The following is a 14,971-nucleotide window of genomic DNA, read 5'->3' on the forward strand; positions in this document are numbered from 1 at the left end:
AATGAAATCGGTCGATCTTTTTTCAATCCCTCCCCAAGACAGCGATCATCGTTCGATATGCCAGTCGCTCATTGGCCGGTCGATCCTGTTTCCTCGAAAAGAGTGCGGGCCACAGATTGCAGCGGGATTAAATCAGGTTTCAGCGAAGTTAAATTACCTTGGCTATTCGCGTAACTTCTCATGAATCGGGAAACCGAATGACATGAATCATTGAAAAGCATCGGCATTACATATAGCGACGACAATCGACCGATACCAGCAATAAGCCACTAGCCATATAATTCGTATATATATTCGGCCCGACTCCCACCCGGGGCACATCTAAAAACTACCTGCGTGGTCATCGCTGCGTTAAAAACAGGCTCAAAATGCTCATTTACAACTCGTAAACTCCGCTTTTTCGCCTGTTTTTGCCTTGCGCTGACTGCCTCGCCTACGTTTTTAGAGGTGCCCCCCGCTCGGTTTAGTCATGGATAAAAAAGCATGCGGAGACAGCCGCTCGTGCCTCGGGCCATCCGTAATATCCCGAAGAACCGCGCCGAAAGAAGGACGGTGTGCCGGCTCGCTCAGTCGCCGCGCATCCCGCTGGCCGCCAGCAGCCTGGCCACTTCGGGCCACCAGCGCACGACGCCCGCCTCGTCGAGCACCAGGCCATGGGCATCGTCCCTGAAGTGGCCGACATCGACGAAGCGCGCCGGCGCGCCCCGTTCGACGTAGGCGGCGTGCAGGCTCCTGGCGAGTTCGATGGGCCAGAAGCTGTCGTTGCGGCCGTAGAACCACAGCGACGGACAGCGCGTGCGCCGGCCCAGATGGCGGAAGGTCCGCAGCAGGGGCTGCTGCCAGCCGTCTTCGCGCTCGGCGCGCAGCCCGCCCATGAAGTTCACCAGGGCGCGTACTCCCGGATGACGGAATTCGCCGCCATAGGCCAGCGTCCCCAGCGCGCCATAGGAATGCCCGGCGACGACGATCCGTCCGGCATCGATCTTCGGATGCGCCAGCAAGGCCTCGACCGCCGCCCAGATATCCCTGGCGCAGCAACCGGCCCCCGCCAGCGGGTTCAGCCAGTGGCTGCAATGAACCCCGCCCGAATCGGCGAAGCCCCTGCGGTTCGGCGCGGCCACGGCATGGCCGTGACGGATCAGCACGCGAGCGAACGCGATGGGTTCGCAGCGGGGTTGCGCCCTGGCGTCGCCACCGAAGCTCTTGCCATGGTTGAACACCCAGAGCGGAAAGGGCCCGTCGCCGGGCGGCAGATACAGGGTGGTGACCAGCGGCACGGACGGCCGGTCGGCCGAGGGCAGGTGCAGGACCTCCCGCAGCCAGGGCGTCGCGGCCGTCCAGGGCGCCGCGGGCGAGGGCCTGGGCGCCGGGCAGAGAAATCCGAGCGGCTGGCCGACGCCGGTCATGGCGCGGTTATCAGCACGATGTTCTGGCTCGGCGTCACCCGCAGCCCCGCTATGTTGTTGTTGTTCTGCAGGGTCGGACTGGTCAGCCGGGTCGTCGGCATGCCCTGCAGCAGCACGCTGTAGGAGCCCGCTACGTAGCGCGATTGCGCCATGACGGTATTGGAGACCACGCCCCCCATCGCCCCCGCCGAGTCCCCGGTGGTGATCGGGGTGATGGTGCGCATGTTGTGGGCCGGCATGCCCTGGACCAGCACGTGATAACAACCGGGAATGGACATCATGGCTTCCGCCTGGTTGACATAGGGAACCGGCGCCGCGGTCGGCGGCGTCTTGCACAGGTCGCCGACGGCCAGGCATTTGCCCTTCTGCTGGGTATTCATGAACATGGCGCGTTTGCTCCTCAGCCGATATGCACCTGACGTCCCTTCGCCTTCAGCACGTCCCGCGCCGTGATCGCGGTGTGCCGACCGCGCAGGCGCAGGCGTACCGAACCCTCGTAGTCGAGCTGCGCGGCGCGCACCTGCTCCAGTTGCTCGACGCGGCGAAAGCTCACCCTGGCCACTTGCATCAGGCGATCGACCATGGTTTCGCAGACCCGGCCGACCAGCCGCACCGTGCCCAGGGTGCCCTGCCACAGCACACCGGAACAGTTCAGCCGTTCCACGGCCAGCTCCGCCGAGGCGGCCCGCAGCGCCAGTCTTTCGCTGGCGAGGTCCAGGCTTTGCGCCGCGCGCAGGCGGACGGAGCCGCGTCCGCTGGCCAGCAGCAGGTCGCCGTCCACCTGCAGTCGCGCCGGACCGGCGGAAGCCCGCTCGATGACGGCGAGCAGATAAAGCTCGGGCATCGAATCCACGGCAGCGATCAACACCCGGTCACCTGGCTCCGGCAACAACAGGCAACTGGCTGCCCGCCGGCACTCGTGGGCGCGGCCTTCGAGCTCGACCAGGAAGAGGTCATCGCCCCGCGCGGCGACGACCCTGGCCGACAGATTCGCCGGCAAGGCCGCGCCCTGGGGTTCGAACGGTACGGACATGAAAGCCTCCCTGAAAAAAAGTGAACCGATGAACAGCGGCCGGCCCCGCCCTATCGGCGCGACCCGGCCTGCGCGCGCTCCTCCGCCGCCCAGAGTTCCTCGTCGCGCTCGATCAGCCCGTCGCGCGAATCGAAGCGGGCGTCCTCCAGCAGCGAACGGTGAAAGGACGTGCGCTCGAACAGGGCGCCGGCGAAGTCGGCGCCGGTGAAATCGGCATAGGACAATTCGGCGTGGCGCAGACTGGCCCGCTCGAAGCGGGCGCCCCTGGCCCATGTCCGCTGCAACACGGCCATGTCCAGGCAGGCCTGGGAAAAATCGGCGCCGGCGAGTTGCGCGCCCGCCCAGACGCTCTGGGCGAAACGGCCCTGGCGGCAATCCGCGTCGCTCAGGTCGGCGTCCGGGAACAGCGCATAGCGTGCCTCCACCCCCGTCAGCCGGGCACCCACCAGGCTGGCGTCCTTGAACACCGCCTGGCTCAGGACCGCCTCCGTCAGGTCGCAGCCGTCCAGGAGCGCCGCGGAGAACTGGCAGCCGGCCAGCGAGGTGCGCATCAGGCACTGCCCGGACAGGTTCGAACCGCTGAAGATGACCGACTCGAAGCGGGTTTCGGCGAAATCCACCGAGCACAGGTCCAGCTCGAACAGGGTGGTTTCGCTCAGATGGGCACGAGCGAACCGGCAATCCCGCAGGTCGCATTCGTTGAACGAAGTCTCGGCCAGGGTCGCCTCTTCGAACGAAGCGTGCGCCAGCACCGACTGGATGAACGCCAGGCCCCCCAGCAGGGCCCCGTCGAACACGGCCCGCGCCAGGCCGGACTCGATGAGTTGGCAGCGCTCCAGCTCGGCGCCCGCGAACGCGGCATCCGCCAGCGCGCAGTTCTGCCACTGCACCTCGTCCAGCCGGGCCATGCGGAAATCGGCCGCCTCGAGCGCGCAGTCGATGAACAGGCACGCCCGCAGCGTCGTCCCCTGCCAGTCGCTGCCACTCAGGTCGCAGCCGCGGAACAGGCCGCCGGCCAGTTCCAGACCAGCCATGCGCAAGCCCGGCAGCGCGCGCCCCTCGATGGCCTCGCCGCGCCGCACCGCGGCCTGGATCTCCTCCGCCGTCACGACGCGGCCTCCGAGCGGCGGCGCGGGTGGAAAGCGACCCGGCCGAAATCCGTCTCGTCCAGCAGGCTGTCCTCGTCCAGATGCACCTCGGCCAGATCGCTGCCGAACAGCGAAGCGCCGCGCAGATCGGCGCCGCGCAGATCCGCGCGGCGCAGCAGACACTGCATCAGATGGGCGTCTCCGAGCCGGGCGGTACGCAGGTCGGCGCCGCTGAACAGGCAGCCGCTGGCCGTCGCCCGGCGCAGATCCGCGCCCGCCAGGCGGGCCTCCGACAGATCGCAATCGGCCAGGCGCGTCCCGCAGAAGCGCGCACCGGACAAATCCACCCCGCGCAGGTTGCTTTCGGCCAGCCGCGCGCCGCCGAAATCCGCCGCCTCGAGGGAGCTGCCGAGCACCATGTAGCACGCACTCAGGGCGGCCCCGACGAAACGGGCATCGGGCGAGCGCGTCTCCACCAGACTGCAGTCGTCCAGCTCCGCGCGCTCGAAATCGGCCGCCTCCAGGCTCGACTCGACCCAGGTGACGGCACTCAGGCTCGCCCCGACGAAGGAAGGCCGGCTCAGCCGGCAGGCATGCAGGGACAAGTCTTCCAGCACCGCCCCGTCGAAACGGCAGGCGTCCAGTTCGCACCCCTGCCACAGTATCCCGCCGAACCGGGCGTGGCTGAAATCGCAGGTCTCGAAGCGTGCTTCCCAGCATTGCCCGTCGCCGAAGGTCGCGCCACTGAAACAGGCGTTGCGGGCCTGCGCGCGGGACAGGTTGGCGCCCCGGCAATCGGCGCCGCGCAACGAGGCGCCGTCCAGGCGGGCCCTGGCGAGGATCGCCTCGCGCAGATCGGCGCCGTCCAGCCGCGCATCCGCCAGGTTGGCGCTTTCCAGCAGGACGCCGGTCAGCCGCGCGCCGGACAGGTCCATGCCGGACAGATCGGCGCCGGTCAGATCCATACCCGCCAGGTCGCGATCCCGCGCATAGGCTTGCGCCACCTTCCGGCGCAGGGCCTCGGCCGCCGCGCCCTGCAGGGCCGGGGCGGCCCCGCAGCAATGCACCGAGTCCCGGTACTGCTGGCGCAGGCGCCGCTCGCTTTCCTCCCGGGACGGCAAGTCGGCGGACGCCGGGGAAAAGTCCATCCGGTAGACCTCCCGCAACTGCGCGGAACGGGCGGCGAAATCGAAAGGCGGAAGTTCCCTGTCCGGGTTTTCCAGTTGCGCCAGCAGTTCCCGGTTCGCCGTCGTCGGCTCCTGGTCGCGCAGGCGCTCCAGGGCGGCGGCCCGCTCGCGTTCCGCCTGGGCTTCGAGTTCCGCCTCCTTGCGCCGGATATTGCGCCCGACCCGCGGCAGGTCGGCCAGCCGCTGCAGGCGCAGTTCCTCGTCGTCCCCGGCGGGCGCGAGGCCCGCCAGGCGCTGCGGATCGAGGCCGAGCGAGTTCATCCGCTCGCGTTCGTTGCGCATTGCCTCTTCCTGCCGGCGCAACAGGTTGTCCATCAGCGGATCGGACGGCCCCTGGTCCAGCGGCTCGGTATCGAAGCCGGCGCCGATGAAGGGTTCGTGGATCAGCGCCGCCTCGTCGAAGGCGTACAGGTCGCCCTCCTCCTCGTCCAGCCGCCGCGCCAGCGCCTCGGCGTAGTGCTCCAGGCCACGCGGCGCGGCGCCGGCCTCGAAGGCCGGCATCAGGTACTGGATGTCGGAAGCCTGCTCGTCGTCGACGGCCAGGTCGCCATGGTGGATGAGCGCCACGCGCCGCCGGTCGGGAAAGAACCAGGCCGTGGTGAGACGCAGCGGAATCTCTTCCAGGGCGGATTCGCCTTCGGCCGGCTGGCGCATGACGAAGCAGCGCGCCAATCCGTCCGGCAGGTGCCCGGCGAGGCGCGCCAGTTCGGGGTGCAGGTTGAGGAATTCGTACTCCAGGCCGCCCGCCAGGCGGTCGCGATCCGGCCATTGCTGGTCGTCCGGCGCCAGATTGAAGAAGCGCCAGTCGAACGACTCCGCCAGCCCCGGACCGTCCCGCTCCAGCGTCTCTTCGTCGTACTGGCCCAGCTTCGCCCGGTGCGCCGGCGCATCGATGTCGCGCATGCCGAAACCCGCCGGCGTCCCGGGCGGCTGGCCGGGGGCGAACGGCGGCTGTCCGTCGTGCTCGACGTTCGGCAAGGGCCAGCGCTCGCCCCCGTCGACCGACTCCGGGACATGGCCGATGCCGATGGGATTGGCCTCGTAACCGGGGCCGCCATAGGCCCGTCGCCGGCCGAGCGGCATGGCCTCGAAGTCAGCCGGCTCGCCGGCCTCGCCTTCCGCCCAGTACCGGTCGCCATGGACCACCAGGGCCTTGCAGCGGTCGTCCAGCCGCGCCTGCACCCGGCAGCGCCGGCGGTCCGTCCCGTGGACGTTGTAGGCGTGACCGTTGACCAGGAATTCCGGACATGGCTTGGGCATCAGCAGGTCGATCTGCTCGTTCTCGTCCAGCGCCTCGTCGAGCAACGCCCAGAGTTCCTGCTCGGGTAGCAGCACCGGAGACTCCTCCAGGGTCGCCAGGGCGATCGCCGTCACGGCGAGGCGATGGCCGTGCCGCCAGTGATAGGTGCGGTGCAGCACGCCGAGCCTCAGGGGTTTGATGATTTCCATGTCATTCCTCTTCGAGCGGAACATTGAGCCGTTGCAGATCGATCACCGTCTTTCCATCCGCCCCCAGCCGCAGCGGAACCGCGGCACCGGGCTGCACCCGCGGCAGATCGGTGAAGGGCACCCGCTGCTCGAACACCGCCCGCCGCTCGCCGCCCTCTTGCGCATAGGTGACCGTGAAGCGGGAAACCGGCTGGTTGTCGAGCAGTACATCGGTCGGCTCGATGGCCACTACCCGTCCCTCCACTGCCTGGCCGTTTTCCAGTAGTTCGGCATAGGTATCGTCGAGCTGCATGATCGGCTGTATCAGCGTCCAGACGCCGAAAACGACCAGACCGACAATGAACAACGCCAACAGGGCGTATGGAACTTGCGAGCGACTCAATGCAATCTCCCGTATTACCGAATTTTCACTGCGGAATCGCCGGTCATGCCGATTTCCGGATGTCGCAGCGGGATGTGACAGTTATTGCTCAAGAATACTCATCAAACCTTACTGGGCGCGCACCATGGGATAAGCGCCATGAATTCATGCCTCAAAGGTACGAATCAATTATATCGTCAATGCTATATCGCCGTTCCTGGCGGCAATTGCGGCGACCCTATTTTCTTTTTAAGCTCATCCCGCGCCTTTTGCTTCGCATCGTCCTTTTTCTTTTGATAATCCGCCCTGAAGGTTCCACTGCTGAAATTCACGAGATTGTAACGAATCCGGCGAAGCGTGCCTTTTTCCTCAACGGCATGCGACTCTTTGTGTTCGAGGTGCGTCGACTCTGACTTATAGAAGTTGTGCTCCTTTTTTATCGTCTCATTGCGAATGAAAGTCGCACCGTTATAAACCGTATTGACCCCGACAATGGCAACCTTCACTCCATCCAGACTCGTATTGACTCCGGCTACGCCCACCTTTATCGCGGAAATATCGATATTCACGGCCGAGCGGATCGTGATATTGACGGTCCGCACGTTGAAGTTCCCGCCTCCGGCGACGCTCAGGGGTTGGTTGATGGTATTGCTCGTGGCGCCCCCGCCATCGTCGCCGACCGCGATTTCGAGATCGCCCACCGTCAGGCTGTGGGTCTTGACGGTGAAGTGATTGGTATCGTTCAGCACTTCGGTATCGTGATCGCGTTCGGCCTTGATACGGACCAGTTCCTCCCCCGCCCGGTCCTCGAAGTAAAAGAAATTGCCGTTGACCGGGGTTCCCTCCAGCGTGCGGGTGACGATACCGCTCTGGCTGGAGTTCAGCGGCAGTTCGAAGGGCGGCATCTGGTCGGCGTTGTAGGTGCTGCCGATCACGATCGGCCGGTCGATTTCGCCGCCGATGAAGTCGACGATCACCTCCTGGCCGATCCGCGGGATGTAGATGCCGCCGAAGGTCGAGCCGGCCCAGCTGCTGGCCACCCTGATCCAGCAGGAACTTTCCTCGTTCATCTGGCCGTAGCGGTCCCAGTGGAACTGCACCTTGACCCGGCCGTATTCGTCGGTCCAGATCTCCTCGCCCTCGGGCCCCACCACCACGGCGGTCTGCGGGCCGTGGGGACGGGGCTTGGGCGTGATCCGCCGCGGGCGGAACGGCAGGCTGACCGGCTGGGTGACGAAGTCGAAGTCGTAGCGGGCCGGTTCGGGGTTGCTGGCGTAGCCCGGCTCCTTGAGGTGGTAGGTGACGCTCACCACCAGGTAGTCGCGGTTGGCTTCTTCCCGCGGGCAGTTGCGCAGGGTGAAGCGGTAGCCCGGCGCCAGGCCGCGCGCGATGGCGTGGCCTTCGTCGAGTTCGCGGCGGGTCTGCAGTTCCTCCAGGCGGATGCGCGTGTAGTGGGCCGCCTCGCCGTAGTCCCGGTAGCCGGTCAGCCATTCGTAGACTTCGGCGTCGCTGTGTTCGTGTTCCGCCGGATTGCTGAGCAGGGCGCGCATCAGGCTCTTCGGCGCGGTGAAGTTGTAGTCGTCGCCGATATAGCTGCCCGACGCCATCTCTTCGCTGACCCGGTAGATGTCGATGCACTCCTCCTGCACCGCCACCAGGCGGTCGGCGGCGAAGAAGGGAATGCTCTCGTAACCGGCGAAGGTTTCGTGCGTCTCGATGTCGTCCACCAGCACCAGGGTGTGGCTGCCCAGTTCGTGCCGGAAGTAGTAGTAGATGCCCTCGTGCTCCAGCAGCCGGGAAACGAAGCTGAAGTCGCTTTCCTGGTACTGCACGCAGTAGCCCCACTGGCGGTAGGTGCCGGTGAGCGACAGTTCGACGGTCAGACTGCTGTACTTGGCGAAGATCGCCTGCACGATCTCCGGGACGCTCTGCTCCTGGAAGATCCGGCAGTCGCGGTTGCGGCTGAGCAGCCACAGCCAGGGGCGGACGGTGGCGCGGTAGCGGTACAGCCGCGCGGTGCGGTCCTCGCGGCCGAACAGCTCGCAGCGGGTGACCAGGCCGTTGAGGTAGCGCACCCCCTCGTCCCGGGTGGCGATTTCCAGGGTCAGCGCGCTGCCCAGCAGCGTTTTCAGCGACAGCGAATGGCTTTCCGCGAGCAGTTCGACTTCGAACCGGAAGAGCTGCGACAGCGTTTCCGTGCCGGTCATGGCGCGAAACAGCAGCACGTCCTCGCCCAACACGCTGTGTACCTTGACGTTACGATCCATGCCTTCAGTCCCGTCCTCTTTGCGCGTCGGCCGGCGTCTGCCCGCTCTCGAAGCGGTAGACGAATTCGCCCTGCTCCGCGTCCAGCTGGATGCGCGTCAGCGGCGCCTCGCCGCCGGCGCGCAGCAGCAGTTCGCGGCTGATGTGTGGCAGCACCGTATGGGTGAGGATGGCGTCGACCATGCGCCCGCCCGACTCGACCTCGGTGCAGCGCGCGCCGACCAGTTGCACCGCCGCCTGCGCGTAGTGGAAATCGATGCCGTGGTTGTCGCGCAGGCGGCGGCCGATCCGCTCCAGTTGCAGGCGGACGATGCGCGCCAGCATCTCGTCCGACAGCGGGTAATAGGGCACCACCGACAGGCGCCCGAGCAGCGCCGCCGGGAACACCCGGCGCAGCGGCTCGCGCAGCGCGCCGGCCAGCGCCTCGGGGTCGGGAATCCGCTGCGGGTCCTGGCAGAGGCGCATCAGCAGGTCGCTGCCGACGTTGGAGGTGAGGATGATCAGGGTGTTCTTGAAGTCGATGCGGCGGCCCTCGCCGTCCTCCATCCAGCCCTTGTCGAACACCTGGAAGAAGATCTCGTGCACGTCCGGGTGGGCCTTCTCCACCTCGTCCAGCAGCACCACGCTGTAGGGACGCCGGCGCACCGCCTCGGTCAGCACGCCGCCCTCGCCGTAGCCGACGTAGCCGGGCGGCGCCCCTTTCAGGGTGCTGACGGTGTGCGCCTCCTGGAACTCGCTCATGTTGATGACGATCAGGTTCTGCTCGCCGCCGTACAACGCCTCGGCCAGCGCCAGCGCGGTCTCGGTCTTGCCCACCCCCGAAGGGCCGGCGAGCAGGAACACGCCGACCGGCTTGCCCGGATCGTCGAGCCGCGCGCGGGCGGTCCGGATCCGCCGGGCGATCGCCTCCAGGCCGTGGCGCTGGCCGATCACCCGCGCCGCCAGGGTGTCGGCCAGGTTGAGCACGGCGGCGGCCTCGTCCTTGAGCATGCGGCCGACCGGGATGCCGGTCCAGTCCGCCACCACGGCGGCGACCGCGTGGGTGTCCACCGCCGGCAGGATCAGCGGTTCGTCCTGCTGGCGGGCCTCCAGTTCGGCCAGCACCGTGTACAGTTCGGCCAGCAGGGGCCGGCGGACCTCCTCTTCCGCCGGCGTCGCGGCGCCGCCGCCCAGCCGGGCGCGCAGATCGAAGATCCGCGCCGCCAGTTCCTGTTCGTCGCGCCAGCGCGCCATCAGGCGTTCGCACTCGGCCTCCTCGCCGGCCAGCCGCGTCGCCAGTTCGTCGAGCCGCGAGGCGTCGCCGGCGCCGATGGCGCATTCGTGCTCGACGATGCCGCGCTCGACGCGCAGCGTCTCGATGCGCCGCCGGCAATCCTCCAGCTCCGGCGGCAGGGCGTGCTGGCTCACCGCGACCCGCGCGCAGGCGGTGTCCAGCAGGCTGACCGCCTTGTCCGGCAATTGCCGCGCCGGGATGTAGCGGTGCGACAGGCTCACCGCGGCGCGCAGCGCCTCGTCGAGCAGCAGCACGCCGTGATGGTGCGCCAGCTTGCCGGCCAGGCCGCGGATCATCGCCAGGGCGCGCTCCTCGTCCGGCTCGTGGATCTGCACCACCTGGAAGCGGCGGGTCAGCGCGGGGTCCTTCTCGATGTGCCTCTTGTACTCGGCCCAGGTGGTGGCGCCGATGGTGCGCAGTTCGCCGCGGGCCAGCATCGGCTTGAGCAGGTTGGCGGCGTCGCCGGTGCCGGCGTTGCCGCCGGCGCCCATCAGGGTATGGATCTCGTCGATGAACAGCACGATGGGACGCGGGCTGGCGCGCACCTCGTCGATCAGTTGCCGCAAACGGCGCTCGAACTCGCCCTTGACGCTGGCGCCGGCCTGCAGCAGGCCGATGTCGAGCAGGTACAGCTCCACCTCGCGCAAAGGCGGCGGCACCTCGCCGGCGGCGATGCGCAGCGCCAGCCCCTCGACCACCGCGGTCTTGCCGACGCCCGCCTCGCCGGTCAGCAGCGGATTGTTCTGGCGGCGGCGCAACAGCACGTCGACCATCTGGCGGATCTCGCCGTCGCGTCCGGTCACCGGGTCGATCTCGCCCGTCCTGGCGCGTTCGCTCAGGTTGACTCCGTATTGCTCCAGCGCCCTGTCGGCGGCCGGGGACGGCGCGCCGGCGGCGGCCGCCGACACCACCACCTCCTCGCTCGAACCGGCCAGGATGCTGTCCAGGCGCTCACCCAGCACATCGGGCAGGATGCGCTCGAATTCGCGGGAGATGCCGAACAGCAGGTGGCGCAGCGCGGCGGTGCGCAGCAGGCCGATCAGCAGGTGGGCGCCGCGGATGCGGGCGGCGCCGAACTTCAGGCTGCCGTACACCCAGGCCCGCTCCACCGCGTCGTCGATGTGCCCGGACAGGTCGCTGACCGCCCCGGCGCCGCGCGGCAGGCGGTCGAGGGCGGCCTGCAGGTCGCGCTCCAGGCGCTCGCCGTCCAGTTCGAAGTGGCGCGCCGCGAGGCGCAGGTCGCCTTCGCTTTCCTGCCATTGCTGGAACAGCCAGTGGGCCAGTTCCACATAGGGGTTGCCGCGCTGCCGGCAGAACGCGGTGGCCTTCTCCAGCGTGGAAAACAGCAAGGGGTCGAGCTTGCCGAACAACGAGACGCGACTGATATCAGACATGGGACTCCCCCAGGTGGCTGTAATCGATGATCAGATCGCCGGCGTCGCCGGCATCCGCCGGCCGCCGGCCGAGCCAGGTGCCCAGGCCCAGCGGGCGCGGCTCGCCGAGGGCGGTGCCGCGCACCTGGTCGGCGGCCAGGATCAGTTGCGCGTCCCAGGCCAGTTCCAGCCCGACGTATTCGCGCAGCCAGTGCAGCAGGGCCGGCACCCGGTCGCCGCCGGGCAGAAAACGGCGGTAGTCCGCCCAGCCCATCGGCCCGAGGACCAGGCGGAAACGCGACTGGGCGTCGCGCACCGCGCAGCCCAGGGTCGCGCCCGTGCCCAGGCCCATGTTCTCGCCGCTGCGGCCCAGGGCCAGGCGGGCGTCCGGCTCCAGCGCCACCCAGTGCGCCACGTACTCGACGATGCGCACCGGTATCCCGAAATAGCCGCTCAGAATCCGTTGCAGGCCTTCCGGGTTGCGCGTCTGCCGCAGCAGGTGGCCGGCCTGGTGGTAAATGGCGTGGCGTCCCAGCGGCTCGGCGTCCCGTTGCGCCTCCAGCCCCCGGCCCAGCAGGCAGGCGATGTAGTCCTCGAAGCGGTTGGCGCCGGGGCGGTCGAGGCCGACGGTGGGCTGCGCGTCGGCCCAGGCGCGGTAGAACAGCAGGATCAGCCGGTGATGGAAAAGATCGGCGAAGGCGGCCAGGGTCGGGTCGCCCGCCATGCGCTCGCGGTCGTGGGCGTATTCGGTCAGGTGCAGCGGCAGCGGGCCGTGGGGGCCGAACAGGCCGAAGCCGAAGATCGACAGGTACGGCGGCCGCTCCAGCGTTTCGTCCAGACCGGCGATCATCGACGGCGCGAACGACAGCGAGGGCCGCTGGCCCAGGCGCAGCGGCTCGTCCTGCGGCCGCGCGGCGCGTCCCAGCGGGACCGGCAGGCCGGCGCGGGCATCCAGCCAGCGCAGCACCTGGAACAGGTCGTGGGCATGCGGCTCGGCGCGCAGCGCCTGCCACAGCGGAGCGTCCATCCAGTGCAGGGGCGAAGGCGCGTTCATGCCACCGGCCTCGCGCCCAGCCGGGGCGCCCAGCGCGCCACCTGGCCGCGCTGCAGGCTGTGCAGCGTCAGTTCGGAGAACAGGTTGATCGCCACGTGGCGGGCGAAGAACTGCTCCAGCACGGCGCCGAACAGAAAGGGGCTGTCGCCGGAGAACGCCTGTTCGTCCAGCGTCACCGCCACCTGCACGCCGCGCCCGTGCATCAGGGGGCCGGGTTGCGGCAGGCGGCGGAACACCGGGCTGCAGGCGACCCGCCGCAGGCTTTCCACCTGGCGCCGCAGGCCCGACTCGGCGTCGTCCAGGTACAAGGCCAGCAACTGGCGCAGCATGGCCGCGCCGCGCTCGCCGTCCAGTTCGGTCATGAGCCGATGGTTCAGGCCCAGGTGGCTGATCAGCTTCCAGGTCTGCGCGCCCTCGGCCAGCGACGGCCGGGGCCGGGTCGGCCCGCGCAACACCTTGACCCGTCCCACCGGGGCCGATACCGCCAGCGAGAAATCGCTGTCGCCGTCCAGCGGCAGCAGCAGCGGCAGGTCGCGGTTGGTGCACAGTGTCTCCACCACCAGATGGCGGAGCGCCGCGCCGAAGGGCGCCTCGTGCTGATCCACCAGGGAAACGAAGATTTCGCTGCCGACATAGCCGGTGCGGCTGCCGTGCAGGCGGGCCTGCTCGGAGAGCAGGCGCGGCTCGCGGCGCAGCGCGTAGTAGGCGCCGTGGTCGCGTCCGTCGGCGCCGAACGAGGCGTAGAACGGACGGAACTCCTGGGCCTCGCTGCCGCTGCCGTGGCCGGACATGCGGGTGACCGAATGCACCTCGTAGTCGAGCGCCCGGGTGCGGTCCACCACCAGGTGGTAGTCGCGGCTGCGCGGCGAGACCAGCACCCGGTCGGCGCGCTTGGCGAACAGGTTGACGACCGGCGTGCAGTGCAGCGCCAGGTCGTCCGTCTCCACCAGGCGCTCCAGTGCGGCGTCGTCCTGATCGAACAGCAGCAGCAGTTCGAAGCGCTCGCCCCGCAGCCCCTGCAGCGCGCGGCGCAGGCCGCCGACGCTGAAGAACAGGAAACGCGCCGGGCAGGCGAAGTATTCCTGCAGCAGCCGGTAGCCCTGGAAGGTGCGGCCGTCGTCGGGCAACAGCGCCTGGCTGGCGGAAAAGCCCTCGTGACGCACGCAGGCGGCGTCCAGCGGCGTGCCCCAGGCGCCGTCCGGGCCGGCCTCGCGGCAGAGCACCGCGACGCTGTGACCGGCGATCAGCTCCAGCAGGCGCAGCGCCCGCTGCTCGGGGCCCGCCAGGTGGAACTCCAGCCGCTCCAGGGCCAGGCTGTCGCAGCGCTGGCCGGCGGTGATGCGCAGGCGGATGCGCAGGGCGGCGCGGGCGCGCTGCCGGTATGCCCCGGCGGGCAGGTCGGTGGGCACCCGGCCGTAGTGCACGCCGTCCAGCTCCAGCGGCCACAGGGTGAGCGCATGGCCGGTGCGGAACTCGCAGACGGTCTGCTCGCCGTGGGCCAGGTTGGCATGCAGCGCGGTGCCGGCGGGCAGCGTGAAGCCGTTGGCCAGGCTGCCCTCGTTGAGGCTGGGTTGCAGCCTGACGATGGCCATCGCCGGCATCGGCGCCGAGTAGTTGGGATGGATCACATCGAGCAGGTGCTGGGAAAGGCGCGGAAACTCCGCGTCCATCTTCAGTTGGATGCGCGCGGTGAGGAAGCTGAAACCTTCGAGCAGGCGCTCGACATAGGGGTCGGCGATTTCGATGCCGTGCATGCCCAGGCGGCCGGCCACCTTGGGAAAACGTTCGGCGAACTCCGCTCCCAGCTCGCGCAGGTAGCCCAGTTCCCGGTTGTAGTAATCCAGTAGACGCGCATCCATCAGTCGATCGCCAGGTCGTGCAACAGGGATTGGCCGCTTTCCAGATCCAGTTCGGAACGCACGCGGAATTCCACCGGGTACGGCGCCGACCAGAGCCGGGCGCGGATCTCGAAGACCAGTTCGTTGTGGTGCATGAGCCGCTTGTCCGGCTCGTCGATGTGCAGCACCTCGACGCTGTCCGGCAGCAGGCGCGGTTCGAAGCGCAGGATGGCCAGGCGCAGCCGGGAGGCGAGTTCCTGGCAGTCCAGCTCGGAAATGCGCTTGCCGGCCAGCGGCAGCACGCCGTAGTTCAGCACCGAGCGCTGCGCTTCGCCGAACGGCGCCAGATCCAGGTCGGCGGCCATGCTGATGGTGTTGAACAGCCAGGCCAGGTCGCGCAGCACCGCGGCGCGCAACTCGCCGGTGCTGGCGCCCGGCGTCAGGGGTTCCGTGCGTTGCAGGGGCTCGTCGTCGGTCAGACGGTCGAGCAGCGCCGGGCGCAGGCGGTCGCGCTTGCCGCGCGCTTGCCGCCTGTCCCTGGGCGTGTGCAGCGGATCAGCCATGGGCCACCTCGGCGGACGGGTCGCGTGGATTCTTCATGCAACGGCTTTCCGGGATAGAGTCGGGCGCGACCGGCCGCCCAC

General features: G+C 68.5%; 11 protein-coding genes. All 11 read right to left on the bottom strand.

The genetic code is table 11. From position 1 onward, the window contains the following. Nucleotides 1-566 precede the first annotated feature (566 nt). Nucleotides 567-1,406: a dienelactone hydrolase family protein gene (locus tag AVCA_RS12105; protein WP_012701221.1), complete on the bottom strand. Its 840-nt coding sequence runs from the start codon at nt 1,404-1,406 to the stop codon at nt 567-569. Continuing rightward, nucleotides 1,403-1,792 carry a DUF4150 domain-containing protein gene (locus AVCA_RS12110; RefSeq protein ID WP_012701222.1) on the bottom strand — a complete coding sequence of 130 codons (390 nt, stop codon included), beginning with the start codon at nt 1,790-1,792 and terminating at the stop codon, nt 1,403-1,405. Before AVCA_RS12110 ends, AVCA_RS12105 begins: the two co-directional genes overlap by 4 nt. Before the next feature lie 14 nt (nt 1,793-1,806). Next, nucleotides 1,807-2,439, bottom strand: a complete 633-nt coding sequence (locus AVCA_RS12115; RefSeq protein WP_012701223.1) for a DUF3540 domain-containing protein — start codon at nt 2,437-2,439, stop codon at nt 1,807-1,809. Nucleotides 2,440-2,489: 50 nt separating this feature from the next. After that, the gene (locus AVCA_RS12120; RefSeq protein ID WP_236616125.1) at nt 2,490-3,548 is read right to left on the bottom strand and encodes a pentapeptide repeat-containing protein; all 1,059 of its coding nucleotides are present in this window, start codon (nt 3,546-3,548) and stop codon (nt 2,490-2,492) included. Next, nucleotides 3,545-6,163: a DUF2169 family type VI secretion system accessory protein gene (locus AVCA_RS12125; protein ID WP_012701225.1), complete on the bottom strand. Its 2,619-nt coding sequence runs from the start codon at nt 6,161-6,163 to the stop codon at nt 3,545-3,547. Before AVCA_RS12125 ends, AVCA_RS12120 begins: the two co-directional genes overlap by 4 nt. 1 nt (nt 6,164) lies before the next feature. Beyond that, a complete protein-coding gene (locus AVCA_RS12130; RefSeq protein ID WP_231876296.1) occupies nt 6,165-6,545 on the bottom strand; it encodes a DUF3592 domain-containing protein in 381 nt (126 codons plus the stop codon). A 182-nt stretch (nt 6,546-6,727) separates the two neighbouring features. Next, on the bottom strand, nt 6,728-8,791 hold the full coding sequence (locus AVCA_RS12135) for a type VI secretion system Vgr family protein (RefSeq protein ID WP_012701227.1): 2,064 nt from the start codon (nt 8,789-8,791) through the stop codon (nt 6,728-6,730). A gap of 4 nt (nt 8,792-8,795) precedes the next feature. Beyond that, a complete protein-coding gene (gene tssH / locus AVCA_RS12140) occupies nt 8,796-11,456 on the bottom strand; it encodes a type VI secretion system ATPase TssH (RefSeq protein WP_012701228.1) in 2,661 nt (886 codons plus the stop codon). Continuing rightward, a complete protein-coding gene (gene tssG, locus AVCA_RS12145; RefSeq protein WP_236616127.1) occupies nt 11,449-12,489 on the bottom strand; it encodes a type VI secretion system baseplate subunit TssG in 1,041 nt (346 codons plus the stop codon). The genes tssH and tssG overlap by 8 nt, the downstream gene beginning before the upstream one ends. Beyond that, on the bottom strand, nt 12,486-14,348 hold the full coding sequence (gene tssF / locus AVCA_RS12150; protein ID WP_012701230.1) for a type VI secretion system baseplate subunit TssF: 1,863 nt from the start codon (nt 14,346-14,348) through the stop codon (nt 12,486-12,488). Before tssF ends, tssG begins: the two co-directional genes overlap by 4 nt. Next, entirely contained in the window at nt 14,348-14,890 is a 543-nt protein-coding gene (gene tssE, locus AVCA_RS12155; protein ID WP_012701231.1) for a type VI secretion system baseplate subunit TssE, read from the bottom strand. Before tssE ends, tssF begins: the two co-directional genes overlap by 1 nt. Nucleotides 14,891-14,971: the final 81 nt, after the last annotated feature.

It is taken from the genome of Azotobacter vinelandii CA, assembly GCF_000380335.1.
Classification (GTDB): Bacteria; Pseudomonadota; Gammaproteobacteria; order Pseudomonadales; family Pseudomonadaceae; genus Azotobacter; species Azotobacter vinelandii.

Coding starts and splice junctions, on each gene's coding strand:
- AVCA_RS12110 (WP_012701222.1), bottom strand. CDS start 1,792: ATGTTCATGAATACCCAGCAGAAGGGCAAATGCCTGGCCGTCGGCGAC.
- tssE (WP_012701231.1), bottom strand. CDS start 14,890: ATGGCTGATCCGCTGCACACGCCCAGGGACAGGCGGCAAGCGCGCGGC.
- tssG (WP_236616127.1), bottom strand. CDS start 12,489: ATGAACGCGCCTTCGCCCCTGCACTGGATGGACGCTCCGCTGTGGCAG.
- AVCA_RS12135 (WP_012701227.1), bottom strand. CDS start 8,791: ATGGATCGTAACGTCAAGGTACACAGCGTGTTGGGCGAGGACGTGCTG.
- AVCA_RS12105 (WP_012701221.1), bottom strand. CDS start 1,406: ATGACCGGCGTCGGCCAGCCGCTCGGATTTCTCTGCCCGGCGCCCAGG.
- tssF (WP_012701230.1), bottom strand. CDS start 14,348: ATGGATGCGCGTCTACTGGATTACTACAACCGGGAACTGGGCTACCTG.
- AVCA_RS12115 (WP_012701223.1), bottom strand. CDS start 2,439: ATGTCCGTACCGTTCGAACCCCAGGGCGCGGCCTTGCCGGCGAATCTG.
- tssH (WP_012701228.1), bottom strand. CDS start 11,456: ATGTCTGATATCAGTCGCGTCTCGTTGTTCGGCAAGCTCGACCCCTTG.
- AVCA_RS12125 (WP_012701225.1), bottom strand. CDS start 6,163: ATGGAAATCATCAAACCCCTGAGGCTCGGCGTGCTGCACCGCACCTAT.